The organism is Halorubrum sp. SS7 (assembly GCF_005435055.1).
GTDB classification, from domain to species: domain Archaea; phylum Halobacteriota; class Halobacteria; order Halobacteriales; family Haloferacaceae; genus Halorubrum; species Halorubrum salinarum.
In genome coordinates this window covers 265699-292509 of record NZ_SGXV01000003.1, presented here as the reverse complement: position 1 = coordinate 292509, position 26811 = coordinate 265699, and the positions used below count along the sequence as shown (strand labels likewise).

Annotated in this window: 30 protein-coding genes; 11 read left to right on the top strand and 19 right to left on the bottom strand. The window is 72.4% G+C overall.

Annotated features, from left to right (window positions below; translation table 11 throughout):
• Positions 1 to 59: 59 nt before the first annotated feature.
• The 7 genes from EXE44_RS05855 to EXE44_RS05825 all read right to left on the bottom strand — a co-directional run bounded on the left by EXE44_RS05855 (position 60) and on the right by EXE44_RS05825 (position 4580).
• Positions 60 to 875: an ABC transporter permease gene (locus EXE44_RS05855; RefSeq protein ID WP_137716351.1), complete on the bottom strand. Its 816-nt coding sequence runs from the start codon at positions 873 to 875 to the stop codon at positions 60 to 62.
• Positions 872 to 1840 carry an ABC transporter ATP-binding protein gene (locus EXE44_RS05850; protein WP_137716350.1) on the bottom strand — a complete coding sequence of 323 codons (969 nt, stop codon included), beginning with the start codon at positions 1838 to 1840 and terminating at the stop codon, positions 872 to 874. The genes EXE44_RS05855 and EXE44_RS05850 overlap by 4 nt, the downstream gene beginning before the upstream one ends.
• A 75-nt stretch (positions 1841 to 1915) precedes the next feature.
• On the bottom strand, positions 1916 to 2581 hold the full coding sequence (locus EXE44_RS05845; RefSeq protein ID WP_137716349.1) for a translation initiation factor IF-6: 666 nt from the start codon (positions 2579 to 2581) through the stop codon (positions 1916 to 1918).
• Position 2582: 1 nt separating this feature from the next.
• A complete protein-coding gene (locus EXE44_RS05840; protein ID WP_053771303.1) occupies positions 2583 to 2861 on the bottom strand; it encodes a 50S ribosomal protein L31e in 279 nt (92 codons plus the stop codon).
• Positions 2862 to 3014: a 50S ribosomal protein L39e gene (locus EXE44_RS05835; RefSeq protein WP_004050128.1), complete on the bottom strand. Its 153-nt coding sequence runs from the start codon at positions 3012 to 3014 to the stop codon at positions 2862 to 2864.
• A gap of 94 nt (positions 3015 to 3108) precedes the next feature.
• A complete protein-coding gene (locus tag EXE44_RS05830; protein WP_137716348.1) occupies positions 3109 to 4227 on the bottom strand; it encodes a M20 family metallopeptidase in 1119 nt (372 codons plus the stop codon).
• Positions 4228 to 4295: 68 nt separating this feature from the next.
• A complete protein-coding gene (locus EXE44_RS05825) occupies positions 4296 to 4580 on the bottom strand; it encodes a DUF357 domain-containing protein (RefSeq protein WP_121564685.1) in 285 nt (94 codons plus the stop codon).
• Positions 4581 to 4692: 112 nt separating this feature from the next.
• On the opposite strand from EXE44_RS05825, the gene EXE44_RS05820 reads away from it, so the two are divergent.
• The 6 genes from EXE44_RS05820 to EXE44_RS05795 all read left to right on the top strand — a co-directional run bounded on the left by EXE44_RS05820 (position 4693) and on the right by EXE44_RS05795 (position 9171).
• Positions 4693 to 5526 carry a DUF6498-containing protein gene (locus EXE44_RS05820; RefSeq protein ID WP_137716347.1) on the top strand — a complete coding sequence of 278 codons (834 nt, stop codon included), beginning with the start codon at positions 4693 to 4695 and terminating at the stop codon, positions 5524 to 5526.
• A 63-nt stretch (positions 5527 to 5589) separates the two neighbouring features.
• Positions 5590 to 6366, top strand: a complete 777-nt coding sequence (locus EXE44_RS05815) for an RNase P subunit p30 family protein (protein WP_137716346.1) — start codon at positions 5590 to 5592, stop codon at positions 6364 to 6366.
• Positions 6347 to 6970, top strand: a complete 624-nt coding sequence (locus tag EXE44_RS05810; protein WP_137716345.1) for a class I SAM-dependent methyltransferase — start codon at positions 6347 to 6349, stop codon at positions 6968 to 6970. Before EXE44_RS05815 ends, EXE44_RS05810 begins: the two co-directional genes overlap by 20 nt.
• A gap of 10 nt (positions 6971 to 6980) precedes the next feature.
• Entirely contained in the window at positions 6981 to 7460 is a 480-nt protein-coding gene (locus tag EXE44_RS05805; RefSeq protein ID WP_137716344.1) for an Rpp14/Pop5 family protein, read from the top strand.
• 4 nt (positions 7461 to 7464) lie between these two features.
• Entirely contained in the window at positions 7465 to 8238 is a 774-nt protein-coding gene (gene psmA / locus EXE44_RS05800) for an archaeal proteasome endopeptidase complex subunit alpha (protein WP_137716343.1), read from the top strand.
• Between the two features lie 66 nt (positions 8239 to 8304).
• Positions 8305 to 9171, top strand: coding sequence for an SDR family oxidoreductase (locus EXE44_RS05795; protein ID WP_137716342.1), 867 nt, complete (start codon positions 8305 to 8307; stop codon positions 9169 to 9171).
• Positions 9172 to 9186: 15 nt separating this feature from the next.
• Here the strand turns inward: EXE44_RS05795 and EXE44_RS05790 are convergent, their stop codons facing one another.
• Positions 9187 to 9708 carry a hypothetical protein gene (locus tag EXE44_RS05790; RefSeq protein ID WP_137716341.1) on the bottom strand — a complete coding sequence of 174 codons (522 nt, stop codon included), beginning with the start codon at positions 9706 to 9708 and terminating at the stop codon, positions 9187 to 9189.
• Between the two features lie 221 nt (positions 9709 to 9929).
• Between EXE44_RS05790 and EXE44_RS05785 the strand changes: the two genes are divergently transcribed.
• A complete protein-coding gene (locus EXE44_RS05785) occupies positions 9930 to 11855 on the top strand; it encodes a beta-CASP ribonuclease aCPSF1 (RefSeq protein ID WP_053771313.1) in 1926 nt (641 codons plus the stop codon).
• Positions 11856 to 11880: 25 nt separating this feature from the next.
• On the opposite strand, the gene EXE44_RS05780 is transcribed toward EXE44_RS05785, so the two are convergent.
• From EXE44_RS05780 to EXE44_RS05765, 4 genes are all read right to left on the bottom strand, one after another.
• Positions 11881 to 12093 (bottom strand): hypothetical protein, encoded by a 213-nt coding sequence (locus EXE44_RS05780; protein ID WP_137716340.1) that lies wholly within the window; start codon positions 12091 to 12093, stop codon positions 11881 to 11883.
• A 97-nt stretch (positions 12094 to 12190) separates the two neighbouring features.
• On the bottom strand, positions 12191 to 13585 hold the full coding sequence (locus tag EXE44_RS05775; protein WP_137716339.1) for an APC family permease: 1395 nt from the start codon (positions 13583 to 13585) through the stop codon (positions 12191 to 12193).
• Positions 13586 to 13680: 95 nt separating this feature from the next.
• A complete protein-coding gene (locus EXE44_RS05770; protein WP_137716338.1) occupies positions 13681 to 15312 on the bottom strand; it encodes a hydantoinase B/oxoprolinase family protein in 1632 nt (543 codons plus the stop codon).
• Entirely contained in the window at positions 15309 to 17342 is a 2034-nt protein-coding gene (locus EXE44_RS05765) for a hydantoinase/oxoprolinase family protein (RefSeq protein WP_137716337.1), read from the bottom strand. The genes EXE44_RS05770 and EXE44_RS05765 overlap by 4 nt, the downstream gene beginning before the upstream one ends.
• A gap of 278 nt (positions 17343 to 17620) precedes the next feature.
• Here EXE44_RS05765 and EXE44_RS05760 point away from each other — a divergent pair, with 278 nt between their 5' ends.
• The 3 genes from EXE44_RS05760 to EXE44_RS05750 are packed head-to-tail and all read left to right on the top strand — an operon-like array spanning position 17621 to position 20080.
• A complete protein-coding gene (locus EXE44_RS05760) occupies positions 17621 to 19030 on the top strand; it encodes a hypothetical protein (protein ID WP_137716394.1) in 1410 nt (469 codons plus the stop codon).
• A 49-nt stretch (positions 19031 to 19079) separates the two neighbouring features.
• Positions 19080 to 19460, top strand: a complete 381-nt coding sequence (locus EXE44_RS05755; protein ID WP_137716336.1) for a methylglyoxal synthase — start codon at positions 19080 to 19082, stop codon at positions 19458 to 19460.
• 47 nt (positions 19461 to 19507) lie between these two features.
• Positions 19508 to 20080 carry a hypothetical protein gene (locus EXE44_RS05750; RefSeq protein ID WP_137716335.1) on the top strand — a complete coding sequence of 191 codons (573 nt, stop codon included), beginning with the start codon at positions 19508 to 19510 and terminating at the stop codon, positions 20078 to 20080.
• Between the two features lie 7 nt (positions 20081 to 20087).
• On the opposite strand, the gene EXE44_RS05745 is transcribed toward EXE44_RS05750, so the two are convergent.
• The 3 genes from EXE44_RS05745 to EXE44_RS05735 form a co-directional block, all read right to left on the bottom strand.
• On the bottom strand, positions 20088 to 20624 hold the full coding sequence (locus EXE44_RS05745) for a DUF6517 family protein (RefSeq protein WP_137716334.1): 537 nt from the start codon (positions 20622 to 20624) through the stop codon (positions 20088 to 20090).
• Between the two features lie 72 nt (positions 20625 to 20696).
• Positions 20697 to 21017 carry a transcription factor S gene (locus EXE44_RS05740; protein WP_053771321.1) on the bottom strand — a complete coding sequence of 107 codons (321 nt, stop codon included), beginning with the start codon at positions 21015 to 21017 and terminating at the stop codon, positions 20697 to 20699.
• 82 nt (positions 21018 to 21099) lie between these two features.
• Complete coding sequence (locus tag EXE44_RS05735) at positions 21100 to 21903, bottom strand: alanyl-tRNA editing protein (RefSeq protein ID WP_137716333.1); 804 nt, start codon at positions 21901 to 21903, stop codon at positions 21100 to 21102.
• Positions 21904 to 22052: 149 nt separating this feature from the next.
• On the opposite strand from EXE44_RS05735, the gene EXE44_RS05730 reads away from it, so the two are divergent.
• On the top strand, positions 22053 to 23876 hold the full coding sequence (locus tag EXE44_RS05730) for a hypothetical protein (protein WP_137716332.1): 1824 nt from the start codon (positions 22053 to 22055) through the stop codon (positions 23874 to 23876).
• 15 nt (positions 23877 to 23891) lie between these two features.
• Here the strand turns inward: EXE44_RS05730 and EXE44_RS05725 are convergent, their stop codons facing one another.
• From EXE44_RS05725 to EXE44_RS05710, 4 genes are read right to left on the bottom strand one after another with little or no spacing between them, the layout of a single operon-like run.
• A complete protein-coding gene (locus tag EXE44_RS05725; RefSeq protein ID WP_137716331.1) occupies positions 23892 to 24665 on the bottom strand; it encodes a hypothetical protein in 774 nt (257 codons plus the stop codon).
• Positions 24662 to 25147, bottom strand: a complete 486-nt coding sequence (locus tag EXE44_RS05720) for a hypothetical protein (protein WP_137716330.1) — start codon at positions 25145 to 25147, stop codon at positions 24662 to 24664. The genes EXE44_RS05725 and EXE44_RS05720 overlap by 4 nt, the downstream gene beginning before the upstream one ends.
• Positions 25140 to 26222, bottom strand: coding sequence for a hypothetical protein (locus EXE44_RS05715; protein WP_241991797.1), 1083 nt, complete (start codon positions 26220 to 26222; stop codon positions 25140 to 25142). The genes EXE44_RS05720 and EXE44_RS05715 overlap by 8 nt, the downstream gene beginning before the upstream one ends.
• The gene (locus EXE44_RS05710; RefSeq protein ID WP_137716329.1) at positions 26210 to 26809 is read right to left on the bottom strand and encodes a hypothetical protein; all 600 of its coding nucleotides are present in this window, start codon (positions 26807 to 26809) and stop codon (positions 26210 to 26212) included. Before EXE44_RS05710 ends, EXE44_RS05715 begins: the two co-directional genes overlap by 13 nt.
• Positions 26810 to 26811: the final 2 nt, after the last annotated feature.

Here is a 26811-nt window from a genome sequence, read left to right as displayed (position 1 = left end):
AAAGGGGACAGGCGACCACGACGGCGCTGACGGGCCGGAGCGGCCGCGAAAGCCGGGTCTCACCCCGTCAGATCCGCGAGTCGGAACCGAACGGCGGCGAGCGCGACGAGGGCGGTCGTCGCCGCGAGCAGGACCGCGGCGCCCGTCAGGTCGTACTCGCCCAACACGAGGACCGCGGAGGGGTCGTAGTGGGCGGTCGGGCTGAGGTCGCCGACCTCCGCGTAGTCGGTGCTCGCGACGACCGACTCGAACATGAACAGCGCGAACAATGCGCCGAGCGCGACCCGTTGGGCGATCCCCGGCCGCGAGGCGAGCGTCGACACGGCGATGCCGAGCGCGACGCAGGTCAGGTGGTACGGGACCGCGAGCGCGTGGACCGCGACGAGCCGCTCGACCGCGATCGTCTCCCCGACGGCGAGGACGCCGACGTACGCGACTACCGGGATCACGAGGTTCAGGAGCGCGACGAGCGGGACCAGTCCGAGGAACCGCCCGATCACCACGTCGCGGCGCGCGACCGGCGCGGAGAGCGTGAGGTCCATCCGGCCGGAGGCGACGTCGTCGGCGATGGTCCCGCCGGCGAGGTACGCCAGGTAGAGGCCGACGAGGAGCAGCCACGCGAACTGGTAGAACTCCACGGCGAGGAACCCCTCGATGGAGGAGATGGCGATGATCCCGAACGCCTCCTGGAACGCCGGCGGGAACGCCTCGACGTACGCGTCGAGGTCGATGCCGGCGGTGGTCAGCGACGGGAAGAAGGCCAAGAAGAGGAGCATGAACGCGGAGAGGAGGCCGGCCACCACGAGCGATCCGCGGGCGCGGCCGGCGGCGTCGTACCGCGCGATGGCGAGCCACGGCGCGGGGCGACCGCTCATCGGGCGTCACCCCCCGACTCCGCGGCGACGCCGGTCGGCGCGCCGTCGCCCGGCGCTTCGCCCGTTCCGCCGCTCCCGGTCGGTCCCGGCGCGTCGCCGTCGTAGAAGGTCATGAACGCCTCTTCGAGCGGCGCGTCGACCACGTCGAGGTCCCGGACGGTGTACCGCGAGAGCAGGTCGATCAGCGCGTCGTACTCGCCGGTCCAGGTGAACGACACCGCCTCGCCGACGCGGAGGTTCATGATCCCGCGGACCTCGAAGTCGCTCCGGTCGACGTCTTCCGCGACGCGGACGCGGACCTGTTTCCCGCCCCGTGAGCGGAGGTCCGAGACGGACTCAACCGCCACGAGGTGACCCTGCCGGAGGACGCCGACGCGGTCGCAGAGCGCGGCCACCTCGCCGAGGACGTGCGAGGAGAGGAGGACGCTCGCCCCGTCGTCGACGCGCTCGCGGACGAGGGCGGCGAACTCCTCCTGGAGGAGCGGGTCGAGCCCGGAGGTCGGCTCGTCGAGCAGCAGCAGGTCCGGGTCGTGCATGAACGCGGCCACCAGCGCCACCTTCTGCCGGTTCCCCCGAGAGAGGTCCCCGATCCGGCGCGACTCGTCGAGGCCGAACCGCTCGACGAGGTCTTCGCGGCTCGACTCCCCGCGAAGCGCCGCCTGGTGATCGAGGAACGCCGCCGCGGTGCGGTCGCGGTCGAGTCCCGGGTCGCCCGGGAGGAACCCGATGCGCTCGCGGGCGCGGCGCGACTCGACCGGGTCGGTCGCGTCGTGACCGAGCAGCGTGGCGCCGCCGCTCGTCGGCGAGAGGAACCCCAGCATGGTGCGGATCGCGGTCGTCTTCCCCGCCCCGTTCGGGCCGAGGAAACCGAACACCTCGCCGTCCTCGACGGCGAAGGACACGTCTTCGATCCCCCGGACGTCGCCGTAGTACTTGGAGAGGCCGCGGCACTCGATAGCGGGCATACCGACCGCAACACGGCTGCGGCTCTTAAATGTGGGAGTGCGACCGGAACGGAGGAGAACGGAGCGCGGGTCGGCTCAGTCGATGAAGGCGAGCGTCTCCTCGATGCGGCCCAGCTCGGGGCCGGTGGTGTCCTCGCCGACGACGTACCCCTCGTCGGTGGCGACGAGGCCGGAGCCGACGAGCGGCGCGCCGTAGTTGACGGTGCCGAGGTCGGCGCGCACGTCGAGCGCCTCCTCGACCGCCTGAAGCTCCGACTCGGTCGACTGGGGGTGACAGAGCACGCCCGTGTTGTTGGCGACCGCCGCGGTCCCGACAGTTCGCACGTCGCCGAGGTCGCCCCGCGTCACCGGGACGTCGAGGGCGTCGGCGACCGTCCGGACCGCCTCGCGCGAGAGGTCCGGGTGGACGTACGCGCCGGCGTCGTTCGCGAGGACGACGTTCCCGGCGGCGTTGATCTCGCCCGGGAGCTCCCGGACCGGAACGCCGGCGGCGTCGGCGATCCGGTCCTTCTCGCGCTCGGTCGCCCGCGCAGAGACGAGGACGCCGTTCTCGTTGCCCGTCGCGAGCGCGCCGACCGTGTTCGACCCGCCGACCGTCGTCGGCAGCGGCTCGGCGCCGAGCTCTGCCGCGAGGTCCTCGGCGAGCCCCTCGTCGACGTCCGGCCGGACCAGCAGGAGGTCGTCGACGGCGCGGGCGAACACGCCCACGTACGACGAGCCGGTGAAGGTCGCCCGTAACACGTTACTCCGCGTGTTCCGCCTCGACGACCGGCTCGCCGTCCTCGACGAACCGAGCCGCGCGGACCCGCACCGAGCTGGGCGGGTTCTGTCGCCCGTTCGCCCAGACGGCCTCGTTGACGGAGCCGTCGATGATCACGTCGCCCTCGTCGACGGAGAAGTGCTTCGCGAGGTGCTGCCGCGTGATCTTCATGGCGTAGTCGGCGCGCTGCTGGACGGGCTTGTCCTTGGCGTCGCGGAGCGGGACGGTGACGACGCGCTCCTCGAAGTCGTTCGTCGACATTTACTCGTCCAGGTCGTTCCGGCGCCAGTTGCGCCGCTTGGGGTTTCGCGTCACGTTCATGTCAGTCTTCATCATGACCCACGCGGGGACGCGGGTGTTCTGGCGCTCCGCCTTCGCCAGACGCTTCTTTTGAGCCTTCGACTTGTCTCCCATAGTGGCGCACACTTTCCGCGGAGCGCATAAAACCCCTTCCATACGGGGCCGCGCGGGGCCCGCGGGAGCCGGACCGAGGCCGGCGTCGCGACGGCTACAGTTCCCGCTCGGCGATCCCGGCGTAGATCCGGTAACAGCGGTCCAGCGCGTCGAGGCTCGCGCTCTCGGTGTCGGTGTGAGCCTCGCCGGGCTCGGAGGCGCCGCAGACTAAGCACTCGGTGCCGGCCTCCGCGAGCCACCCCGCGTCGGTCGCGTGCGGCTTGGTGACGTGTTCGGGCGCGTCGAGGCCGAGGTCGTCGTGGACCGCGCGGGCGACGTCGAGCGCGGCGTCCGCGAAGGCGGCGTCGCCGCAGGCCATCGGCGGGAGGTCCTGGTCGACGACGAGCTCGACCCCCGGGGTCGCGTCCGCCACGCCGGCGAGGTCGGCGCGGCCGCCCGGCACGGTCCGCTCGTCGACCGTCGCCTCGCAGCGCTCCGGGATCACGTTCCACGTCTCGCCGCCGTCGACTATCGTGACCGCGAGCGACCCCGACACGTCGTTGCCGAGGACCGTCGTCCGCGGGGCGTCGAGGTCGCGGACCGCGTCGATCGCGTCGCAGGCGCGGTAGATGGCGTTCTCCCCCGCCTCCGGCTCCGAGGCGTGCGCGGCCTCGCCGTGCGCGACGAGCCGCGAGCCGCGGCGCCCGCGGTGCGCGACGACCACGTCCGTGACGCCGGGCTTCGAGTAGTTCGTCGACCCCTCCGCGACGACCGCCCGGTCCGGCGCGAACCCGGCGTCGATGGCGTGTCTCGCGCCCTCGCCGCCGACCTCCTCCCCGACGAAGGAGGCGAGTATCAGCTCCCGGCCCGCGGGCGGCGTCGCGTCCCGGAAGGCGCACATTGCGGCCGCGACCGACCCCTTCATGTCGGCGGTCCCGCGGCCGTAGATCCGGCCGTCCCGGCGCTCGACGACGTAGTCGCCGTCGAGTCCGTCGCCGGTCGTCTGCTCGGGGGCGGGCGGGACCACGTCGTGGTGGCCGACCAGCGCGAGCGAGTCGGCGTCCGGATCGTCGGTCGCGCCCGTGGACGCGAGGACGTTACCGGCGTCGTCGCGCTCGACGGTTGCGTCCGTCTCCGCGCGCAGCCACTCCTCGACGGCGTCGCCGGCGGCGGTCTCGTCCTCGTGCGACGGGATCGAGACGAGCCGCTCGGTCAGGTCCGCGAGTTCGTCCATGCCACCAGTGGCGGCCGTCGCCGCTTAAGCGCGTCCCTCGCGGGCGCTCCGGGCGCCGGGTCGCGGCCTCACGTCGTGAACAGCTCGGTGTCGTCGGGCACCGCGAACAGCCCGAGCCGCACCCCGGCGTCGAGCCAGCCGTAGCCGTACGAGTACGACGCGAGCGCGTTCACCGGGTCGCCGTCGGCGCGGAAGTGGCGCCCGTCGTCGAGGTACGACTCGGCCATCTCGGTCACGTCGGCGGCGGCCTCGCCGAGCGGCGTGTCGGCCGGGGGCCGGGGCTCCGCGACCGCCAGCGCGTCCGCGAGCATCCGCTCGTAGCGGTCGGTCTTCTCCTCTAAGTCGGCGGCCATACGCGAGTGTCCCGGCGGGCGGACAAAAGCGGCCGGGTCGGGCGGGGGAAGAACGAGACGCTGGCGGGGTCGCCGGAGCGTTTACCTACCGCTCGTCCGTTGATCGATCCGAATGAACCCCCGCACTCGCCCTCCGGCGGGGAGCCGTTCGGCCCTCGCGCTCGTCGTCGCGACGAACCTGCTCCCGCTCGCCGGCGTGGTCGCCTTCGGCTGGCGCGTCGGCGAACTGCTCGCGGTGTACTGGATCGAGGTGGCCGTCCTCGTCCTCGCGCACGCCGCCGCCGCGATGTTCGCGGAGCGACCGATCGTCTTGGAGGACCGCTCGTTCTACATCACCGGGTACGACGAGGACGCCGAGCGCGACGAGGTGTGGGAGCGCGAGCCGGAGCCGACCCGCCTCGTCTCGTGGCTCCCGCCGATCTACCGGCGGAACTTCCGCGTCGTCCGCCGCTCGCTCGGGGTGTTCGCCTTCCTCCTGTTCCCGCTCGTGCCGGTCGGCTGGGACGCGCTCTCGTATTTCACGCCCACGGTCGCGCTCGCGACGCTCGGCGTCTGCGGCGCGCAGGTCGCGGAGGTCCGCCGGGAGTTCTTCGCCGAGCGCGCCTACGAGGAGCAGTCGCCGTACATGGTCGTCGAGGCCGCCCAGCGCGTCGTCTTCTTCTACTTCGTCATCGGCATGCTGACCGTCGTCCCGGTCACGTTCGGCATCTTCGTCGTCGAGGCCGCCCTCGCACCCGGACTGCTCGACCGCGTCGGCGACGCGTTCTGCGTCGGGGCCGTCCTCCTCCCGTACCTCCTTCCGATCACGCTCGCAAAGGCGGTCGTCGAGTGGGGGCGGCGACGGGCGTTCCGCGAGGACGACCCCGACGGCGTCGCGACGTGGTTCACCGGGGAAGATCCCAGGCGCGAGTGGAAGAAGGAGGAGGAGTCCGCCGGAGAGGGGTGACCGGCCGACGGGGCGCGGCGCCGAAGCGCAACGCGGATACGCGCGGCCGCGAAATGAGGGCGCATGTACGAGGCCGTTCACGCCGCCCCCGACGGGGAGGCGACCGCCGCCCGCCAGGCGGCGACCGCCGCGCGACACGGCTACGACGGGATCGTCGTCCGGTCGCGCGACGCGCTGGACCCGGCCGACGACGGCTCCGCCGCGGCCGGCGACGCGAGGGAGTCGGTCGGGACGGGCCGCGCCGAGAGCCCGGTCCGCGACCCGACCGCCATCGGCGAGAAGTACGGGATCGACGTGGTCGACGCGGCCGAGGTCGACGCCGACGACCCCACGAGCGCCTCCGGAGCGGTCGGGAACTACCGCTCGGACCGCACGGTGGTCTGCGTCGTCGGCGGCGACGACGCCCTGAACCGGTTCGCGGTCGAGCAGCCGCGCGTCGACGTGCTCGTCCGCCCCATGGCGGCCGGCGGCGACTTCAACCACGTCCTCGCGAAGGCGGCGCGCGACAACGGCGTCCACGTCGAGTTCGACTTCGGGCCGGCGCTCCGCGAGACCGGCGGGAAGCGGGTCCGAGCGCTCGCGGACCTCCGGAAGCTCCGCGAGATCGTCGGCCACTACGACGCGCCGTACGTCGTGAGCGCGAACGCCCGGTCGCACCTCGAACTCCGCGCGCCGCGCGAACTCGTCGCGGTCGGCGAGGCGATCGGGTTCGACGCCGAGGCCGTCCGCGAGGGGCTCCGGGCGTGGGGCGACCTCGTCGACCGCAACCGCGAGCGCCGCTCCGAGGGCTTCATAGAGCCGGGGGTCCGACGTGGCAGGTATGAAGAAGACGGTCGCTGAACACGCGGAGCGGTTCTCCGAGAAGGCCGCGGAGTACGACGACTCGAAGAGCGAGGAGTACCACGCCTGCGCGAGCCTCGTGATCGACCGCGCGGCGCCCGAGCCGGACGACGTGGTCCTCGACCTGGGCGCCGGCACCGGCGCCATCGCGCTCGCGGTCGCCGAGGACGCCGAGCGCGTCCTCGCCCGCGACATCAGCGAGGGGATGATGGACGAGGGGCGCCGGAAGGCCGACGAGCGCGGGCTCGACAACGTCGAGTTCGCGTACGGCGAGTTCCGCGATCCCGAGGTCGACCCGGAGCGGGGAGTCGACGTCGTCACCTCGAACTTCGCGCTCCACCACCTCGCGGACGACGAGAAGCGCGAGGCGATCCGGGTGATGGCGGAGACGGGCGCGCGCCGGATCGTCCTCGGCGACGTGGCGTTCTTCGAGGCGCCCGACCCCGACGAGCCGTTCTACAGCCCCGAGGTCGACGACCCCGCGACCGTCGGCACGCTCGTCGAGGCGTTCACGGCCGAGGGGTTCGCGGTGACCGCGGTCGAGCGCGTCCACGACCAGGTGGCGGTGATCGTCGCCGAGCGGATCCGGGAGCTCCCGGCGTGAGGGGCCCGCCGTGAAACACCTCCCGAAACACCTGCGGCCGCGGTGGCGCTACGTCGCGGTCGGCATCGAGTCGTGGGCGGGCGCCGAGGTCGGTCGGCGGGCGTTCCAGCGCGCGCTGTGGTACAGCGCCGGCAACCTCCTCGGCGACGCCGGCAGCGCCGACGCCGACCTCACGCTGCTGTCGTTCGACCACGCGGACGGGAGCGGCGAGGCCGTCGTCCGCGTCAGGCACGGCCACGTCGACGACGCTCGCGCCGCGATAGCCTGCGTGAGCGAGGTCGACGGCGAGCCGGTCGGGATCCTCGTCAGGGGGATTTCGGGGACGGTGCGTGCCTGTGAAGAAAGATATATGGGTCGCGCGACCGCCAGTTCGACACAGCGAGACGTCGCGTTCGAGGGCGCCGAGCGGACCGCGACCGTGCGCGGAGACGCGTGCGACGTGCGGACCGAGTCGGGTCGCGTCGGCGCGACGACGTTCGACACCGAGTGATATCATGCAGGGCCAATCCCAACAGCAGGCGTACGACCGCGGCATCACAATCTTCTCTCCGGACGGCCGACTCTACCAGGTCGAGTACGCCCGGGAGGCGGTGAAGCGAGGGACGGCGAGCGTCGGCGTCCGCGCCGAGGACGGCGTCGTCCTCGCGGCCGACAAGCGCGCCCGCTCCCCGCTCATGGAACCGGAAAGCATCGAGAAGCTCCACAAGGCCGACGACCACGTCGGCGTCGCGAGCGCCGGTCACGTCGCCGACGCGCGCCAGCTCATCGACTTCGCGCGGCGGCAGGCGCAGATCAACCAGCTCCGCTACGGCGAGCCCGTCGGCATCGAGACGCTGACGAAGAACATCACCGACCACATCCAGCAGTACACGCAGGTCGGCGGCGCGCGCCCGTTCGGCGTCGCGCTCATCGTCGGCGGCATCGAGGACGGCGAGCCGCGCCTCTTCGAGACCGACCCCTCGGGCACCCCCTACGAGTGGCAGGCGCTGTCGATCGGCTCGGACCGCAACGACCTCCGCGACTACCTCGAAGCGGAGTACGAGGAGGGCATCTCGACGGACGAGGCGGTCGGGCTCGCGCTCGACACCCTCGCGCAGTCGAACGACGGCGAGCTCTCCCCCGACGGCGTCGGCGTCGCGACGATCACCGTCGACGACCCCGAGTACGCCGAGCTGCCCGCCGACGAGGTCGAGGGGATCCTCGACGAGCGGGACCTCCTCGCGACCGACGAGGACGCGGCGGACGACGCCAAGAGCGACGAGGAGTAAGTCGTCGGCGCCGCGGGCGCGAGGGCCGGCGCGTCCCCGGCTCGACCGCCATCGGTCGGGAGAGTTATGCCGTCGGAGACTGACCGGAGACGCGTGCAGAAGACGGTACTCATCACCGGCTGTTCCTCGGGCATCGGCCGCGCCGCGGCGCACGCGTTCCTCGACGAGGGATGGACCGTGTACGCCACCGCGCGGAACCCGGCGGACGTCGAGGCGCTCGGCGAGGCGGGCTGTGAGCTCGCCACGCTCGACGTCACCGATCAGGACGACATCGACCGCGTCGTCGAGCGGATCTTAGACGAGGAGGGCGCGATCGACGCCCTGATCAACAACGCCGGCTACGGCCAGTTCGGCCCGGTCGAAGACGTCACCACGGACCGCGTCCACGACCAGTTCGACGTGAACGTGTACGGGCCGCATCGGCTGATCCGCGCGGTCCTCCCCGCGATGCGCCGCGAGCGCGACGGGACCATCGTCAACGTCTCGTCGGTCGCCGGCCGGGTGCCGATCCCCGGCGGCGGCGTGTACAGCGGCTCGAAGTTCGCTCTGGAGGCGATGTCGGACGCGCTCCGCAACGAGGTGGCCGACCTCGGCATCGACGTGGTCGTCGTCGAGCCCGGCCCCGTGAAGACGAACTTCTCCGAGCGCGCGGAGCGGGAGGCCGACCCCGAGGAGCGCGAGGGGATCGAGCGCACCGACGCCTACGAGGCGTTCTACGCGATGTTCGAGGACGCGAAGCTGATGGGCGGCGACGGCCCCGGCGCCGTGGAGCCGGAGCTCGTCGCGAACGCCATCTACGACGCCGCGAGCGCGACCCAGCCCCCCGCCCGGGTCCAACCCGGGACGGTCGCCCGCGTCGGCGTGCTCGCGCGGTTCGTCCCCGACGCGCTGCTCGACCGGGTGTACGCCCTCGTCAGGAACGTCACGTCGTAGACGGCCGCGCGTCCGTCACTCGCTACCCCCCGCGTCGACCGCGAACGGGCTCGCTCCCTCCCGCCAGTCCCAGCCCGGCAGCCGCGTCTGGAACCCCGCCGCGAGCGCTGCGTCGAGGTCGTCAGTGCCCGCGGTACCGGCGCCGGCCCGGTCCGTCTCGGCCGTCGCGTCTCGGTCCACGTGAACGTCGGCGACGTGGAACGTGGCCTGCGCGAGCAGCGAGAGCGGGCGCCCGCCGGCGATCGTCGCCGCCAGCTCGCGGCCCAGCACCTCGTCGACGACGAAGCCCGGGTAGTCGCCCTCGACGTCGAGGTCGCGTAAGAGCGCGACGCAGCCCGCGACGTTGACCGCGACCTCGCCGTCGGCGAAGACGGCGTCGACCTCGCGGCGGTACGCGTCCGGCGCGACCGCGTCCACCTCCGTCTCGAAGAGGCGACCGAGGCGGTCGCGGGTGTCGTTGAGTATCGGGACGACCACGTCGGCGCGGTCGCGGACCCAGGCGTGTTCGTCGCGGACCGTCTGCGGCGTGACGCGCATGGCCCGGCTTGGGCCGGCCGGGGCTTGCCCTTTGCGAAGGCTTTTATAACGGCGGGGCAGTACCGTGATCCAAGCGGGTTTTCGCTGGCTGTTCCCGCGTACGGAACCAGTACGGACAGTACTTCCACTATGCCTACCCCGTCACGGTCGATCGATCGGCGCCGAGTCGCCGCGCGACGCGATTCGACGACGACGGCGGCCCCGACGACCCGCAGTGAGATATGAGTCAAGTCGACAAGCAGCTCGATACGTTGAAATCAGAGATCGAACAGGAGATTCCGAACGACATCACGGTCACCGACGTGAAATACGAGGGGCCGGAGCTGGTCGTGTACACGCGCGACCCGAAGCGGTTCGCCGGCGACGGCGACCTCATCCGGCGGCTCGCCTCGAAGCTCCGCAAGCGGATCACGGTCCGACCGGACCCGAGCGCCCTCTCGCCGCCGGCGCGGGCCGAAGACCAGGTCCGCGAGGTGATCCCCGAGGAGGCCGGCGTCACGGACCTCGACTTCCACGAGGACACCGGCGAGGTCGTCATCGAGGCCGAGAAGCCCGGTATGGTGATCGGCCGCCGTGGCTCGACCCTCCGCGAGATCACCCAGGAGGTCGGCTGGACCCCCGAGGTCGTTCGGACGCCGCCGATCGAGTCCTCCACCGTCTCGAACGTCCGCGGCTTCCTGAAGAACGAGCGCGAGGAGCGCCGCGACATCCTCGAACGCGTCGGCCGGCAGATCCACCGCGAGGAGATGTCCGACGACGAGTGGGTCCGGATCACGACGCTCGGCTGCTGTCGCGAGGTCGGCCGCGCCGCCTTCATCCTCTCGACGCCCGAGACCCGGATCCTCATCGACTGCGGCGACAAGCCCGGCGCCGAGGGGGAGGTGCCGTACCTCCAGGTCCCCGAGGCGCTCGGCGCGGGCGCGGCGACCCTCGACGCGGTCGTGTTGACCCACGCCCACCTCGACCACTCGGCGCTGGTCCCGCTCCTCTTCAAGTACGGCTACGACGGCCCCATCTACACGACGGAGCCGACGCGCGACCTGATGGGCCTGCTCACGCTCGACTACCTCGACGTGGCGGCGAAGGACGGCCGGACGCCGCCGTACGAGTCGGCGCAGGTCCGCGACGCGATCAAACACACCATCCCGCTGGAGTACGGCGACGTGACCGACGTGGCGCCTGACGTGAAGCTCACGTTCCACAACGCGGGCCACATCCTCGGCAGCGCCGTCACCCACTTCCACATCGGCGACGGCCTCTACAACGTCGCCTTCTCCGGCGACATCCACTACGAGGACACGCGGCTGTTCAACGGTGCGGTCAACGACTTCCCGCGCGTGGAGACGCTCGTCTTAGAGTCCACCTACGGCGGCCGCAACGACTACCAGACCGACCAGGAGGACTCCGAGGAGGCGCTCAAGCGCGTCATCAACGAGACGTACGAGCAGGGCGGGAAGGTCGTCATCCCCGCCTTCGCCGTCGGGCGCTCGCAGGAGATCATGCTCGTCTTGGAGGAGGCGATGCGCGAGGGCGAGATCCCCGAGATGCCCGTCCACCTCGACGGGATGATCTGGGAGGCGACGGCGATCCACACCACCTACCCCGAGTACCTCCGCGACGACCTCCGCGACCGCATCTTCCATGAGGACGAGAACCCGTTCCTCGCCGACCAGTTCAACCACATCGACGGCGGCGAGGAGGAGCGGCAGGACGTCGCCGACGGCGACGAGTGTATCATCATCTCCACGTCGGGGATGATCGAGGGCGGGCCGATCATGTCGTGGCTCCGCCACATCGGCCCCGACCCGGACTCGAACCTCGTCTTCGTCGGCTACCAGGCGCAGGGGACGCTCGGCCGCCGGATCCAGAATGGCTGGGACGAGATCCCGGTCGACGGCTGGGGCGGCGGGAGCCGCGGCGACACGCTCACCCTGGAGATGGACACCGAGGTCGTCGACGGCTTCTCCGGCCACGCCGACCGGCAGGGGTTAGAGAACTTCGTGAAGACGATGAACCCGCGCCCGGAGAAGGTGCTGTGCGTCCACGGCGACGAGAGCTCGGTCCAGGACCTCTCGTCGTCGCTGTACCACGACTACAACATGCGGACGTTCGCGCCGAAGAACCTGGAGACGTTCCGGTTCAAGTAAGCGCGGTGGCGCGGGGCGCCCGTTTTCAGGCCACGATCAGCAGCGCGACGCCGACGAGCGATAGCCCCGCTCCGAGGACGCGGTTGAGCCTCACCGCCCACTCCTTCGGTTCGCTCTCGGACCCGGACCGTCGGCTGCCGATGGCGTCGATCCGTTCGCGGAGCTTCGCGGCTTCGAACGGCCAGATCGCGTGCGGGACCCCGACGACCACGAGGAGCAGCGCCGCGAGCGACTCCATGGGCCGATCAGCGAGACCCGCGTAATAGGTTTTCCGCGCGGCGGGGGGCGACCGGACCACTCCGGGACGGCCTCGTCCCGGTCTCGGTCGCCGCGGCTCAGTCGTCTCGCTGCTCCGTGGCGGCGGCCTCGTCAGGTGGCTCCGTGGCGTCGGCGTCACTGTCAAGGAACGTCGCCAGCGCGCCGGTGCGAGCGGTCCGCGAGCGCGCGTACGCCAGGTACCACGCGAGGCTTCCGAGGGTGATCCCGACCGCGCCGAGGATCGAGAGGCGCCCCATCTGAACGATCAGCACGGCGCCGCCGATCACGCCGAGTGCCTGTAGCACCGGGTACCCGGGAGACCGGAAGTCCGGGTCGTAGAAGTCCACGTCGGCCTCCCGGAAGACGATCACGGAGAGGTTCTCCAGCGAGAAGACGAGGATGAGGAAGGCGCTCGCCAGCTTCGCCAGGTCGACCACCGGGACGAACGCGATGAGCGCGAGCAGCAGCGCGCCGGTGACGAGGACGGCGTTCACCGGCGTGAGGAACCGGGGGTTGATCCGGCCGACGCGGGCGGGGATGAGCGAGTCGCGGCTCATCGCGAGCAGGAACCGAGAGGTCCCCAAGACGCCCGCGTTCGCCATGCTGGTGAGCGCGAGGACCGCGGTGACCGCGACGACGGTGACGCCGGCGCCGCCGAACACCCGCGCCGCGCTGTCGGCCATCGGCGTGAGGGAGGTCCCGCCGCCCGGACCGCCGGTGACGAGGGTCTCGCCCGGCACGACGCCGACGACGACGGCCACGACCGCCGTGTAGATGGCCATCATCACCCCGATGGAGACGAGCATCGCGAGCGGGATGTTCCGGTCCGGGTCGGCGATCTCCTCGGCGACGGACGCGACCTCGCCGATCCCCGCGTACGAGACGAACACGAAGGCGGCGGCGGTCGCGATCCCGCCGACGCCGTGGGTCGTGAACGGGACGTACTGCGCCGACTCCGCCGGCCGGATCCCGCCGACGACGTAGGCGCCGAGCACGAGCACGACGAAGGTGACGAGGACGCTCTGCACCTGCCCGCTCTTCTCCGTGCCGACGACGTTGAGCAGGATGACGACGACCCCGAGGACGAGCGCGACCGCCTTCACGAGGCCGACAGGGATGTTCACGAGCAACAGCAGGTAGGCGCCGAGGCCGACGAGCGCGAACGCGCTCTTGAACACGAGCGAGAACCAGACGCCGACGCCCGCGATCGTTCCGAACAGCGGACCCATCGCGCGGTCGATGTAGATGTAGGTCCCGCCGTCCTCGGGCATCGCCGTCGCCATCTCGGCCTTCGAGAGCGCGTTCGGGAGGACGATCAGACCGGCGATCAGGTACGCGAGGATGACCGCCGGGCCGGCCTTCTCGTAGCCGACCGCCGGGAGGACGAAGATGCCGCCGCCGATCATGGCGCCCATGCTCAGCGTCACCGCCGAATAGAGCCCGAGGTCCCGGCTCAGGTCCCCTTCACCCATTACATACCGCTTGGAATACCCACAGTTAATCCTTCGCTATCGGTAATACAGGACTCGCGGATTTCGGGGTCGATAACGCGGCGGACGGCGGCCGCTCACTCCCGCCGGTCGTCTGCGGTCCCGTTGTCGCTCGCGTCGACCTTTCCGTCGCGCCGGTCTCGCTCCCGCGCCTCGGGGTCGCGCTCGGCGGGGTCGCCGTGCCCGCCGCCGCCCGGCGTGCGGACCGAGACCGTCGTGCCGGCCGGGACGTCGACGGACGCCTTCGCCGCGACCGGCTCCCCGTCGATCAGGTTCTCGCCGAGCGCGCCGTCGTCGCCGCCGTCGAGCCCGCGCGGCGCGGTCCGGCGTCGCTCCGTCAGCAGCGAGACGGTCGCGTCCGCTTCGACGGTGAGGCTCCGCACGACGCCGAGGCCGCCCCGGTGCCGGCCGTCGCCGCCGCTCGACGGGCGGAGGGCGTAGCGCTCGACCCGGAGCGGATACGCCGCCTCCAGCGCCTCGACGGGGGTGTTGAGCGTGTTCGTCATCCCGACCTGGACGCCGTCCATCCCGTCCTTGCCCGGCCGGGCGCCGAAGCCGCCGGCGATGGTCTCGTAGTAGGTGAACTCGCCGGCGCGGTCGCCGATGATCAGGTTGTTCATCGTCCCCTGGCCGCCGGCCGGGACGACCTCAGGGACCGCCTCGGCGAGCGCCGCCAGCGTCACGTCGGTGACGCGCTGGCTCGTCTCGACGTTGCCGCCGACGACCGCGGCCGGCGGGCGCGGGTCGAGCAGCGACCCCTCGGGCGCCGATATCGACACCGGCTCGTAACAGCCGTGGTTCGGCGGGATCTCCGGGTCGGTGACCGCGCGGACCACGAAGTACACCGCGCTCTTCGCGACCGAGAACGGGGCGTTCAGGTTGCCGTCGACCTGGTCGGCGGTGCCGGCGAAGTCTACGTCGAGCGACGCGCCGTCGACGGTGACGGTCGCCTCGACTGGGATGTTCCCGTCGGTCACGCCGTCGCCTTCGAGCGCGTCACGGGCGCGATAGGTCCCGTCCGGGAGGTTCCGGATCTCGGCCTCGATCCGGTCGCGCGAGTAGTCGATGACGGCGTCGAACGCGTCGAGGAGCGCGTCGCCGTGCTCGTCGAGCAGCTCGCCGACCCGCTCCTCGGCGCGCGCGTTCGCGGCGCGCTGCGCCCGGAGGTCCGCCGCCCGCTCGTCCGGCGTGCGGACGTTGGCGAGGATCAGGTCGCGGACGGCCTCGTTCGGCTCGCCGCCGTCGACGAGCCGGACCGCCGGGAGCCGGAGCCCCTCCTCGTATATCTCCCGCGCGCCGGGCGGCATGCTGCCCGGCGCGCTCCCGCCCACGTCGGCGTGGTGCGCGCGCGACACCGCGTAGCCGACGACCTCGCCGCGGGGCGCGACCGTCGAGACGAGCGTCACGTCCGGGAGGTGGGTCCCGCCCGCGAACGGGTCGTTGACGACGAACACGTCGCCCGGCTTCGGGTCCTTCCCGAGGACGGCGTCGACGGCGTCCGGCATCGCCCCGAGGTGGACCGGGATGTGCTCGGCCTGCGCGACCATCCGGCCGTCGGCGTCGAACAGCGCCGTCGAGCAGTCCTGGCGCTCCTTGATGTTCGGCGAGTACGCCCCGCGGATCAGCACGTGGCCCATCTCGGCCGCGACGCTCTCAAGCTGGTTCCGGAGGATCTCCAGCGTGACCGGGTCGAGGTCGGCGCCCGTCACGCCTCGCTCACCTCCGCGACCAGCGCGCCGTCGCCGCGGAGCCGCACGCCCCACCCCGGCGGGACGACGACCGTGCTCTCCGGCCCCTCGACGACGACCGGCCCTTCGACGGCCTCGCCGAGCGGGAACCGCTCGCGGTCGTAGACCGGCGTCTCCCGGGCGCCGTCGGGGAACACCGCCTCCCGCGTCGTCCGCGGGCCGGGGTCCTCGGGCGCGTCGACGCCGACCGCCGGGGCCGTCCGCGGGACGGTCGCCGTCGCGCGGCAGTTCACCAGTTCGACCGGCTCGTCGGCGCGGTAGCCGTACGCCGACTCGTGGGCCGCCGCGAACCGCTCGCCGACCGCCGCGGGGTCGAACGGTCGGTCGACGTCGACGGTCAGTTCGAAGCTCTGTCCGGCGTAGCGGCAGTCCGCCGCGTACTCGACGCGCGCGGCCGCCGGGTCGCTGACCTCGTCCGACAGCCCCTCGGTCAGCTCCCCGTAGACGGCCTCGACCGCGTCGGGGTCGACCTCGGCGAGGGGGGCCTGCCGGGTCCGCACCGCGTCGCGGGTCTCGTCGGCCGCGAGCAGGCCGTACGCCGACAGGACGCCGGAGGCGCGCGGCACGACGACGCGCTCGACGTCGAGGGCGTCGGCGATCGCGACCGCGTGCATCGGGCCGGCGCCGCCGAACGCGACGAGGCCGAACCCGCGCGGGTCGTGGCCGCGTTCGACCGTGACGGAGCGGATCGCGCGGGTCATGTCGGCGTTCGCGACGCGGTGGACGCCGAGCGCGGCCGCGACCGGGCCGTCCATCCCCGCCTCGTCGGCGAGGTCGGCGAGCGCCTCGCGGGCGGCCGCCGCGTCGAGCGACAGGTCGCCGCCCAGGTCGGTGTCCGCGCCGACGTACCCCAACACGAGGTCCGCGTCGGTGACGGTCGGCTCCGTGCCCCCCTTCCCGTAGCAGGCCGGGCCGGGGTCCGCGCCCGCGGAGCGCGGGCCGATGCGGAGCGCGCCCCCGGCGTCGACCCACGCGATCGACCCGCCGCCGGCGCCCACTGTCTCGACGTCGACCATCGGGGTGCCGATCGGCCGGTCGGCGATCGTCGACTCCGTCGTCCGCTCGACCTCGCCGTCCCGGACGAGGCTCACGTCGCTGGAAGTGCCGCCCATGTCGAAGGTGATCAGCCCGTCGCGCTCGGCGTCGGTCGCGGCCGTCGCGCTCGCGCCCACGACCCCGGCGGCGGGCCCGGAGAGCACGGTCGTCACGGCGTTCCGCCTGACCGTCTCGGCGTCGGTGACGCCGCCGTTGGCCTGCATGATCCGCGGCTGGGGCAGCCCGAGGTCCCGCGCCCGTTCGGTGAGGCGGCCGACGTAGCCGTCGATCGCCGGGCGGACGTAGGCGTCGACGACCGTGGTGGAGGTGCGCTCGTACTCGCGGAACTCCGGCAGCACCTCGTTGGAGGCCGAGACGGGCGTGTCGAGCGCGTCGCGCAGCGCCTCGGCGAGGCGGTCCTCGTTCTCTGGGTGGGCGTAGGCGTGGAGCAGGCACACCGCGACGGACTCGACGTCGGCGTCGCGGAGGTCGGCGACGAGCGACTCGATTGCCGCGTCGTCGACCGGTCGCTCGATCCCGTCGACGGTCGCGCGCTCGGGGACCTCGAACCGGCGGCGCCGGGGAACGAGCGGCGTCGGCTTCTCGGCGTCGAGGTCGTACAGCGACGGCCGGGTCTGTCGCCCGATCTCCAGCACGTCGCGGAAGCCCTCGGTCGTCACGAGCGCGGTCCGCGCGCCGTCGCCCTCCAGGAGCGCGTTGACGGAGACGGTCATCGCGTGGGAGAACTCGGTCACGCTCTCGGGGTCGATCCCGGCCGCCTCGCAGGCCTTCTCGATGCCGGCCGCGACGCCCTCGCTCTGGTCGTCGGTGCTCGGCACCTTCGCGGTGACGAGTCGGTCGTCGAGCGCGAGCGCGACGTCGGTGAACGTCCCGCCGACGTCGACGCCGACGGCTCGCGCGCCCGTCGCCCGGCCGTCCGCAGTTCCGCCGCCCATCTACGACACCTCCGCGGCGTCGCGGAGCGTCCGGACGCCGAGCGGCGACGTGGCTCGGTCGCGTGGCATGGAGCCCCTTCGTTACCGGACGGACTTAAGACCGCCCCGTTCGACGGCCCGACGCTCTCGGTCCGCTCGCCACCCGGCGCTCGGGAATCGGGTTCCCGCGAGGCGACGAGCGCGCGAACATCTTCGGGAACAGGCGGAGGGCGGCGGGAATCCGTGATCCGTGTATGGGAGCAGTTCCGGGCGGTATCGACGCGGAGCGGGGCCCGCCGATGACGGTGCCGCTTCGGCACTTCCTGGTCGGGCTAGCCTTCCTCGGCGCCGCCCTGCTCGTCGGGATCGGTCTGCTCGTCAACGCGGTCCCGGGGCTCGGCGGCCTCGTCCACGTCCACCTACTGTTAGTCGGGTGGGTGTGCGTGACGATCATGGGCGCGATGACGCAGTTCGTCCCGGTGTGGTCCGGGACGACGCTCCACTCCCGGCGGCTGGCGAGCGCCCAGCTCGGCTTGGTCGCCGTCGGACTCGTCGGCTTCGCGACCGCGCTCGCGCTGGGGCGGCTCTCGTGGCTGGCCGGATTCGGGGCCGTCATGCTCGCCGGCTTCTGGGCGTTCGTCTACAACGTCGGGCGGACGCTCGCGACCGTCGACGACCTCGACGTGACCGAGCGCCACTTCGCCGTCGCGCTCGCCTGTTTCGTCGCCCTGACCGGGCTCGGCGTCCTGCTGGCTGCCGACCTCGGTTCCGGCCTTCTCACCGGGCTCGGGGTCTCACACGCCGGGGTCCGCGGCGCGCACATCACTCTCGCCGTCTTCGGCGCGGTGCTCACGACCGTCTACGGCGCCCTCTACCAGCTCGCCACGATGTTCACGCAGACGGAGCTCCGCGGGGTCGACCACCGGCTCCGCGCGGTCGAGGAGGTCGGCCACCCGGTCGGCGTCGCCGCGCTCGCGGGCGGGCGACTGCTCGGCGCGGCCGCGCTCGCCCGCGTCGGCGCCGCCTTCGTGCTGCTCGCCGCGCTGGCGTTCGCCGCCGTCCTCGCCCGCCGGCTCTTAGAGATGCGCGTCGAGCGGACCCCGATGCACACGCGGTACGCCGTCGTCGCGCTCGCGCTCGTCGGGTGGGCCGCGACGGCCGCGCCGGCGTGGCTCCGGTCGCCGCTCGCCGCCGAGACCGTCCTCGGCGGACCTGGCAGCGCGCCGCTGCTGCTTCTCGGCGCGGTCGCGTTCGTCGTCCTCGGCACGCTGTACCACGTCGTTCCCTTCGTCGTGTGGGTCGAGCGGTACAGCGACCGGCTCGGCTTCGAGGCGGTGCCGATGGTCGACGACCTCTACGACGACCGGCTCGCGGCCGCCGACGGCGCACTCCTGTCCACCGGTACCGCGCTCGTCGTCGGCGCCGACGTCGCCGCCGGCGCCTCGGGGACGGCACTCGCCGGCGCGGCCACGCGCCCCGCGCTCGTCGGGCTTTCGCTCGCGACGCTCGGGGTCGCGGTGTTCGCGACGAACGCCCTGCTGGTGATCCGCCGGCACAGCCCCGGGACGCTGGCCCGCGTCGCGCTCGGCCGGTTCGGGGCGCCGTTCGCGTCCGGGGGAACCGACGGCGGCGACGGGGATGGCGCTGGCGACGGGGACAGCCCGAGGGACGGCGACGGTCCGGGCGACGGCCCCGCGGCGGTGGAGTGACCGCCGCGGCGAGGCGAGCGCTTAAGCGACGCCGGAGCGAGCGCCACGTATGCGCATCGCGCTCATCGCACACGACGAGCTGAAAGACGAGATGGTCGCGTTCGTCGAGCGACACACCGGCGTCCTCGACGAGTGCGAACTGGTCACCACCGGGACGACTGGCAAGCGCATCGCGGAGGCGACCGGGCTCACCGTGAACCGACAGGCCTCGGGGCCGTACGGCGGCGACCTCCAGATCGGGGGGATGATCGCGGACGACCGGATCGACGGGGTCGTCTTCCTCCGCGATCCCCTGACCGCGCAGGCGCACGAGCCCGACATCTCGGCGCTGCTGCGGGTCTGCGACGTGAAGGACGTGCCGCTGGCGACGAACGTGGCGTCCGCGGAGCTGCTCGTCGAGGGACTCCTGGACGGCGATTCTCTCGACTGATACCGCGGACCGCGGTGCTTTAACCCGGGCGGCCGAAGGGGCGGGCGATGACGCGCCCGCGACGGACCCGCGCCCTCGCCCTCTCGCTGCTGCTGCTCGCCGCGAGCGTCGGCGTCGGCGTCGGCGCTGTCGCGGGCCAGCCCGCGGCGTCAGGGGCGGACGACCGCGCACCGGGGGCGACCGTCCAGTCGGTCGGGGGCGCGCCCGCAGACGGTCCGGCGACCGTCGGCACCGGTGCCGACGCGAACCGGAGTACGGCGCCGCCGATCACGCGCTGTTTCACCGGGCGGGGATACCCCATCTCGATCGGCGACGGCGGGAGCGGGGCGACGATGGAGACGGTGGTTCACCTCTCCGTGCTCACCGACCCCGCCGCGGGCAACGAGTTCGGCGTCGAGACCGCCGGGCGGCTCGACGGCGAGCCGATCGTGACACTCGCGGCGGGAGTTAGGCTGACCGGGCGGGAGGCGATCGCGAACGGCTTCGACCCGCTCGCGGCGTTCGACGTGCTGTACACCTACGAGATGCGGCTCCCGATGTTCGCCGGTGCGGTCGGCGACGCGGACTACGAGGACGACGGGTCGCCGATCGAGTCGAGCGCCGGCGCGGTCGCCTGCTGACCGGGCCTCACGAGCGCTCGACCGCGTCCGACGCCGCCGGCGGCCGAACGCCCCGGACCAGCCGCAACACGTCCTGACGGGTCGCCTCGAACCCGTCGCCGGTCGGGTAGGCGCCGCCGGCGAGCAGGTACTCGCCGGCCTCCCACACCGCCAGCAGCGCCTCCACCGGGACCCGCTCGCCGTCGACCGCGCAGCGCCCGTGGAACACGGTGAGCGTGGCGGGCGACGCCGCGGGGTCGTCGACGTCGAGGCGCCGCTCGTCGCGGCGCGCGAGGTCGCCGATGCGCCGGTCGGCGAGGCGGTCGCGGAAGCCCTCGCGGGCCCGGGACTCGACGAGCCGCGTCAGGGCGGGGTTCGGCCCGGTGTCGGGCGAGATGCGGAGTCGGCTCGCGAAGAAGAACGGCCGCGGGGGCGGGGTCTCGCGCTCGTACCGCGCCGTCCCCGCCGTGACCGAGACGGGGCCGGCCTCGAACGGGCGTTCCGTCGCCTCCGCGACGAGCGTCCAGCCCTCGAGGCGGTCGCGGGGGACGACGGGCGGCTCCATGGTCCCGCCTCTCTCCGGACGGGAATAAAACGGACGGGCGAGGAAGAGGCGAGCGGGCGGGCGCGTCGGTGCTCAGTGGTCGTCTTCGCGCCACTTGTGCTCGCACTCGGTACAGACGAAAAAGCGGGTCTCGGACTCGTCGGCCGCGCGGATCTGCTGCATGTACCAGTACGCCTGGTCGTTGTCGCACTCGGGACACTGGGCCGTCGTCGTCGGGAGCCCCTTGTCCTCGGCGTCGCTCACGTCGACGATCTCCGACTCCACCTGCGACTCGGTCGTCCACTCGTCGTCGCCCTCGTCGCGCCCGATCTCGTGGCCGCAGGAGTCGCACACCCAGTGGTCCTCGCCCTCGCCGGACTTCATCATGGATCCGCACTCGTCGCAGAACTTCATGCCCGAACCTACCGCGGATCGTATTTAAACGGCGGGATCGCGGGCGAGCGGCGGACGCGCCCGCGGGGCACCCGCGCCGCCGTCAGTCCGCGTCCACGTGGTCGGCGAGCGCGAAGCGGACGCGCTCCTCCTCGGGGCCCTTCGTCTCCCGGCCGGTGACGACGACCTCCCCGATGTCGGCGGTGTTCGCGACGTGGGTCCCCGCGCAGGCGGTGCGGTCGTACGGCTCGTCGTCCGCGTCCGCGCCCGCTATCTCGACGATCCGGAGCTCCTCGATCGAGTCGGGGAGGAGATCGATCCGCGTCCGGTCGGTGTCTAGCGTCGCCTCCGCGGTCTCGCGGTCCATCGTGTAGCTCGACACGGCTCGCCCGTCGGCGACGAGCTCGTTGAGCCGAGCCTCGATCCGGTCGAGGTCGGCGTCCGTGAACCGGTCGTACTCGGCGTCGAGGCGCGCCCGGTCGCGGTACAGCTGGTTGCCGGTCGTCGGCGCGTCGAACTCGTCGAGCAGCAGCGCCGACAGCAGGTGCTGTGCGGTGTGGTACCGCGAGTGCGCCGCGCGCCGGTCGGCGTCGACCTCGCAGGCGACCGCCGTCCCCGGTTCCGGGAGCGAGGCCGACTCGGTCGCGTCGTCCGCGCCGCCCGTGCCGCCGATCGGTTCGACCTCGTGGTACACCGTGTCTCGCATCTCGACGTCGACGACGCGCCAGCGAGCGCTCCCGTCGCCGTCGACGGCGCGAATCGTCCCGGTGTCGTGCGGCTGGCCGCCCCCGGTCGGGTAGAAGTGCGTCCGGTCGAGGACGATCCGGTGCGGGTCCGAGAGGACGCGCTCGACGGTCGCCTCGAACGTCGTCACCGCGTCGTCCGCGAGGTAGAGTCGCTCGGTCACGGGTCCGGGAAGGGGCGCCGGCGAGATATATCCCCGGTCCGACGCAGTCGCGGCCGACGCCCTCGGAGCGGAGCGAGCCGGGATACACGGCTATCGGGACTGATAGCCGGGAGTCCACGTTTATCAGCGCGGGCGGCCTACGGGCCCGCATGAACGGAGGCGAGCGCGGAGCGACCGCCCAGCGCGCCCAGAGCGAAGTGCTCGGGACGGTCCTCCTGTTGGGGCTGACGGTCGCCGTCGTCGGCACCACCGTCGCGCTCGGCGGCGCCGCGCTCGACGACTCGCAGGCGTCGGCGGACCTCCAGCGCGTCGAGGGCGCGATGACGCAGGTCGACTCGAAGGCCAGCCTCGTCGCGCACGGCGAGTCGCCCGCCCAGCGCGTCCGCCTGGACGTGGGCCGGAGCGCCGACTTCCGGGTCGACGGCGACGCGGGGTGGATGCGCATCGAGGTGACGACGAGCGAGAACCCGAACGCCACGAACAGGACCATCCCGCTCGGAGCGGTGACCTACGAGCGCGACGGCGAGACGATCGCGTACCAGGGCGGCGGCGTCTGGCGGTCGCGCGGCGGCGGCTCCGAGATGGTCTCGCCGCCGGAGTTCCACTACCGCGGGAGCGGCGGGACCGAGACGCTCACCCTCCCGCTCGTGACGATCGGGAACGGCTCCGCGCCGATCGGCGACGCGGTCCGCATCACCGACACGGGCGGCCGGTCCGAGCGGGTGTTCCCCTCGCCGAACGGCTCGAACCCGCTCCTCGGCGGCAACGTCACGATCACGGTCCAGAGCGACTACGCGGACGCGTGGGGACGCTTCTTCGAGACCCGGACGAGCGCGTCGGTGACCGACGTCAGCGACCGACGGGTGGAGGTCCGGCTCCGGACCACCACGGTCCATCCCACGCTGAGCGCCGGGGTCTCCGCGACGGGTCGATCGACGTTCGACACCGGGGGCATCGACGAGCTGTACGCCGACAGCTACGACTCGGGGCTCGGCTCCTACGACGACCAGTCGCCGAGCGACGGGGCGGTCATCCAGACGCGCGACCAGTTCCGGCTTACCGCGGGCGGGGGCGGTAACACCCAGTCGATCACGATCCGCGGGGACCTGATCGCCGAGTCCTACAACATCCCGCCCGGGCAGGAGGACAAGCTGAACGTCACCGGAGAGCGGCGCACGGAGACGGCGTTCGACGACGTGGCGTCGGTCGACGGCGCCATCAGCCAGCGGATCGAGGGCGTTCGGGACCGGGACCTCGCCGCGAACGGCGACTACCGCGGGGGCGACATCGACCTCTCCGGCACCCAGACGGAGGTGATAGAGAACGACACGTACGTCGACGGCGACGTATCGGTCGCCGACGGCGCGACCCTCACGGTCACCGACGGCGCGACGCTCCACGTCGCGGGCGGCCTGAGCGTCTCCGCGGACGCGGGCGGCGTCGACCTCGACACCGGCGGCGGCGAGGTCGAGGTGCTGGTCGAGGAGTCGACGACCGTCAGCGGTGACGCGACGGTCAGGGCGACGGGCGGCGGGCAGGCCACGATCTACGTCGACGACACGCTCGCCGTTCGGAACACCGCGTCGGTAACGAGCGCCGCCGACACGCGGTTGGAGGTACAAAACACCGCCGGGATCGACCTCGAAGACAGCGCCGTGGTCGCCGCCGACGAGGACGTGGCGGGGAACCTGTGGGTGTACTCCAGCGGGGACCGGATCGACGTGACGGCCGACGACACCGATCCCGTTCGGTTCGGCGGGGTGTTCTACGCGCCCCAGAGCACGACCGAGCTCGCCGGCAACATGACGATCAAGGGGTCGTTCACCTTCGAGCTCTTCGAGTTCGACGACGCCGAGATTGCGATCCACTACGACGAGTCGCTGGAGACCCAACAGCCGTTCGAGGGCGACTCGGTCCCCGTGGTGAGCCACCTCCACGTCTCCGTCCACGAGGTCGCCATCGAGTCCGAGTGACCCCGGCCCGCCGCCTCAGTCGGAGAAGTCGATCCGCGTCTCGGTGCGGTGGACGACGAACCGCTCGTAGTGGTCCGCGTCGAACGTCACCGTGAGGTCCGGCCCGCCGGCCGTCGACACCGAGACGTGGTCGTGTTCCGCCGCGAGCTCCGAGTAGTACCGCTCCCAGACCGTCGCCTGCGACGAGTTGATCGCCAGGGTGACGTTGTCGGTCGCCGCCCGGTCGTCGAGCGCGGCCTCCCGGGCGCCGAGCTGCCCGATCACCAGAACCGTTCGGTCGCCGCTCTCGGACTGCGCCGGCCCGCCGAGCCCGTACAGCGAGTAGACGACGGTGTCGCCGAGCAGGAGGTCGGGCTCGTTGAGCATGACCCCGTTATCCCCCCGCATGCGGAAGACGGCGCCGTTCTCGTACACGATGCGCGTGCCGCCGGCGCCGCGGTACGTGAGCGACCCGGTCTCGACTATCGTCCCGGGCGTCGCCGTGTGGTTGAGCCGGAACGTCGACTCCTGTTCTAACACCAGCTCGCCGCCGCCGAGCTGGATCTCGGTGGCCCGGCTCGGCACGCCGTCGCGGCTGACGTCGTCGAGGTTGTCCTGGAGCACGTCGAACGCGCGCTCGACGTTGTTGTCGCGCTCGGCGAGCTGCGCGTCTTCGAGCCCGCCCAGCCCGACGGTGAACGTGACCGCTATCGTCGACGTGATCAGCGCGAACACCAACACGAACCCGACCGTCTCGCTCACGCCGCGGTCGTCCGAGCCGAGACCGGCGACGGCGTCGCGGAGGCTCACGCCGCGCTCACCACCACTTCGCCGTCGGTTCCGGCGTCGGGGTCCCACCAGATCCGGAGGTCGCCGCCGTCGACGGTCGCGTTCCGGACCGCCACGTCCTCGCTCGATCGGAACGGGACCTCGACGACCGTGTCGCTCCGGTCGCTTTCGAGCGCGACCGTCCCCTCGGTGCCGTTCGCGCTCACTCGGATCCGATAGCTGGTCCCGGACACCCTGTCCGGGAGCGTCAGGGACCGGTTCACCGTGAGATCCCCTCGGGACGCCCCGCTCGCGACGAGCCTGTCGACGGTGCCGAGGTCGGCCGCGACGCGCTCGCCGACGACGGTGAGCTCCCCCTGCGCCGCGCGTTCGCGCTCCGACTCGACGAACGATCCCCCGGCGACGAACAGGCCGGAGAGCAGCAGGGTCGAGACGGCGAGCGTCATCACGTAGCCGACGGTGACCGACACCGCGCGGTCCGTCCCGCCAGGGCCGTCACGCATCGCGCTCACCCGGCGCGAGCCGGACCGTGTCGCCGTAGGTCAGCCCCGGCGTCCGGTGGAGGACTTCGACCTCGACGCTGTATATCCCCTCGACGACGTACGGGCGCGAGGAGTCGGTGAGGGGGGAGGTCCCGTCGCGCTCGTCGACGACGAGGTGGTACGTCCCCCGCGCCTCGGTGCCGTTCTCGTACCGGACGTCGTACGAGTCGTACGGCTCGCTCCCGTTCTGAACGCCCTCCGCCCAGACGAGTGCGGGGAACCGCTGGCCGTCCACCGTGCCGGCGGTCAGGTCGATCGTGACGTTCTCGCCCGAGTCGTGGAGGAAGGTCTCGGAGACGGTGTCGGTCTCGTTGCGCACCGTCACGTCGATGGCGTCGGCCGCGTCGTTCGACAGCGAGACCGACCAGTTCCCGCCCGCTCCGTCGGCCACGACGGTGAACGCGCCCGCTGCGCTGGTCGCGACGGACGTCGAGTCGACGGTCAGCCGGTAGTTGCGCGTTCGATTAACCCCGCCCGCGACGGTCCAGTCGGCGGTCGTCCCGTCCGGCGCCGTCATGTTGCGGAACCCGGCGTCGGTCTCGTTCTGCGCGATGAAGTGCCCCGAGTCGACGGTGGAGGCGTTCACGCGCACGTCGGCGACCACGCCGTCGCGCGCCCGGAGGCCCCCGACCGTCCGGCCGTAGCGCTCCGCGCTCGCGAGGAAGGGGGCCGTCGCGTTGGCCGAGCCGTTCCGGTGCTCGCGGTACAGGATCCCGGCGAGGTCCTCCACGGAGCCGTCGCGGAACTCGACCGCCTCCGCCCCGCCCGCGTCGACCCCGCGGGTCGCGAGGTTCTCGGTGTAGATGACGGTGTTCAACAGGAGGACGACCGCGACGAACAGGACAGCGAGGGTCAGCCCCGTGATCAGGATGATCTGCCCGCGGTCCTCGTCTGGGCTCTCCCCCACGTCGCGGCCGCGGCGCCCCCAGTCGGCGCGGTCGGGGGGCGTGCGCCCGGCGGACGCGCCGCTCTCGGTCGTCGCCCCCATCGTCGCGTCGCTCCGGTCGCCGCCGGAGCGCGTTCTCACATCTGCCATGCGGTGATGCGCACCTCCACGACCGTGTACAGCGTGTCGCCGGCGCCGACGGGCGCGGCGAAGTACCCGCCGGGGCCGTCGTCGGCGAGGACGTACTGGTCCGAGTCCCCGAAGCGGTCGTCGCCGTACAGCGCCACCCGCGTGCTCGCCGTCGCCGCGTTGTCGCTCGGCGACCCCATGTCGACCATCCGGGTCCGGTCGAGCCCCTCCCCGTCGGCGGCCGGGTAGTAGACGTCGACGTCGAACGCGATCCGCCTGTTGTCGAACGCCTCGCGGAGCTGCCCGTGGAGCGGGTGCGACGCGTTCGGGAGCCCGGTGTAGTACTCGTCGTCGGCGCCCACGAAGCCGTCGTCGTAGTACAGCAGCGCCGCCCTTAGCTCACCACTCGCCTCGGCGGTCGTCAGCACGTCCTGGGCCGCGATCGCCGCCTGATTCTCGACGTGCTGGTTCGACGTGCTCGCCGAGAGGGGCGTGACGGCCGTCGCCTGCGTCGCGAAGACGAGCCCGGCGACCAACAGCAGCGCCGCCGTGAACGCCTCTAAGGTGTGCGCCTGCCCTCGGTCGTCCGGGAGGTGTTCGACGAACATCG

Coding starts and splice junctions, on each gene's coding strand:
- EXE44_RS05825 (WP_121564685.1), bottom strand. CDS start 4,580: ATGGCCGCCGACTTAGAGGAGAAGACCGACCGCTACGAGCGGATGCTC.
- EXE44_RS05780 (WP_137716340.1), bottom strand. CDS start 12,093: ATGGAGTCGCTCGCGGCGCTGCTCCTCGTGGTCGTCGGGGTCCCGCAC.
- EXE44_RS05790 (WP_137716341.1), bottom strand. CDS start 9,708: ATGCGCGTCACGCCGCAGACGGTCCGCGACGAACACGCCTGGGTCCGC.
- EXE44_RS05755 (WP_137716336.1), top strand. CDS start 19,080: ATGCGCATCGCGCTCATCGCACACGACGAGCTGAAAGACGAGATGGTC.
- EXE44_RS05775 (WP_137716339.1), bottom strand. CDS start 13,585: ATGGGTGAAGGGGACCTGAGCCGGGACCTCGGGCTCTATTCGGCGGTG.
- EXE44_RS05855 (WP_137716351.1), bottom strand. CDS start 875: ATGAGCGGTCGCCCCGCGCCGTGGCTCGCCATCGCGCGGTACGACGCC.
- EXE44_RS05830 (WP_137716348.1), bottom strand. CDS start 4,227: ATGGACGAACTCGCGGACCTGACCGAGCGGCTCGTCTCGATCCCGTCG.
- EXE44_RS05720 (WP_137716330.1), bottom strand. CDS start 25,147: ATGCGTGACGGCCCTGGCGGGACGGACCGCGCGGTGTCGGTCACCGTC.
- EXE44_RS05795 (WP_137716342.1), top strand. CDS start 8,305: ATGCCGTCGGAGACTGACCGGAGACGCGTGCAGAAGACGGTACTCATC.
- EXE44_RS05810 (WP_137716345.1), top strand. CDS start 6,347: ATGAAGAAGACGGTCGCTGAACACGCGGAGCGGTTCTCCGAGAAGGCC.
- EXE44_RS05750 (WP_137716335.1), top strand. CDS start 19,508: ATGACGCGCCCGCGACGGACCCGCGCCCTCGCCCTCTCGCTGCTGCTG.
- EXE44_RS05835 (WP_004050128.1), bottom strand. CDS start 3,014: ATGGGAGACAAGTCGAAGGCTCAAAAGAAGCGTCTGGCGAAGGCGGAG.
- EXE44_RS05710 (WP_137716329.1), bottom strand. CDS start 26,809: ATGTTCGTCGAACACCTCCCGGACGACCGAGGGCAGGCGCACACCTTA.
- EXE44_RS05820 (WP_137716347.1), top strand. CDS start 4,693: ATGAACCCCCGCACTCGCCCTCCGGCGGGGAGCCGTTCGGCCCTCGCG.
- EXE44_RS05850 (WP_137716350.1), bottom strand. CDS start 1,840: ATGCCCGCTATCGAGTGCCGCGGCCTCTCCAAGTACTACGGCGACGTC.
- EXE44_RS05740 (WP_053771321.1), bottom strand. CDS start 21,017: ATGAAGTTCTGCGACGAGTGCGGATCCATGATGAAGTCCGGCGAGGGC.
- EXE44_RS05815 (WP_137716346.1), top strand. CDS start 5,590: ATGTACGAGGCCGTTCACGCCGCCCCCGACGGGGAGGCGACCGCCGCC.
- EXE44_RS05765 (WP_137716337.1), bottom strand. CDS start 17,342: ATGGGCGGCGGAACTGCGGACGGCCGGGCGACGGGCGCGCGAGCCGTC.
- EXE44_RS05745 (WP_137716334.1), bottom strand. CDS start 20,624: ATGGAGCCGCCCGTCGTCCCCCGCGACCGCCTCGAGGGCTGGACGCTC.
- EXE44_RS05840 (WP_053771303.1), bottom strand. CDS start 2,861: ATGTCGACGAACGACTTCGAGGAGCGCGTCGTCACCGTCCCGCTCCGC.
- EXE44_RS05785 (WP_053771313.1), top strand. CDS start 9,930: ATGAGTCAAGTCGACAAGCAGCTCGATACGTTGAAATCAGAGATCGAA.
- EXE44_RS05760 (WP_137716394.1), top strand. CDS start 17,621: ATGACGGTGCCGCTTCGGCACTTCCTGGTCGGGCTAGCCTTCCTCGGC.
- EXE44_RS05715 (WP_241991797.1), bottom strand. CDS start 26,222: ATGGCAGATGTGAGAACGCGCTCCGGCGGCGACCGGAGCGACGCGACG.
- psmA (WP_137716343.1), top strand. CDS start 7,465: ATGCAGGGCCAATCCCAACAGCAGGCGTACGACCGCGGCATCACAATC.
- EXE44_RS05730 (WP_137716332.1), top strand. CDS start 22,053: ATGAACGGAGGCGAGCGCGGAGCGACCGCCCAGCGCGCCCAGAGCGAA.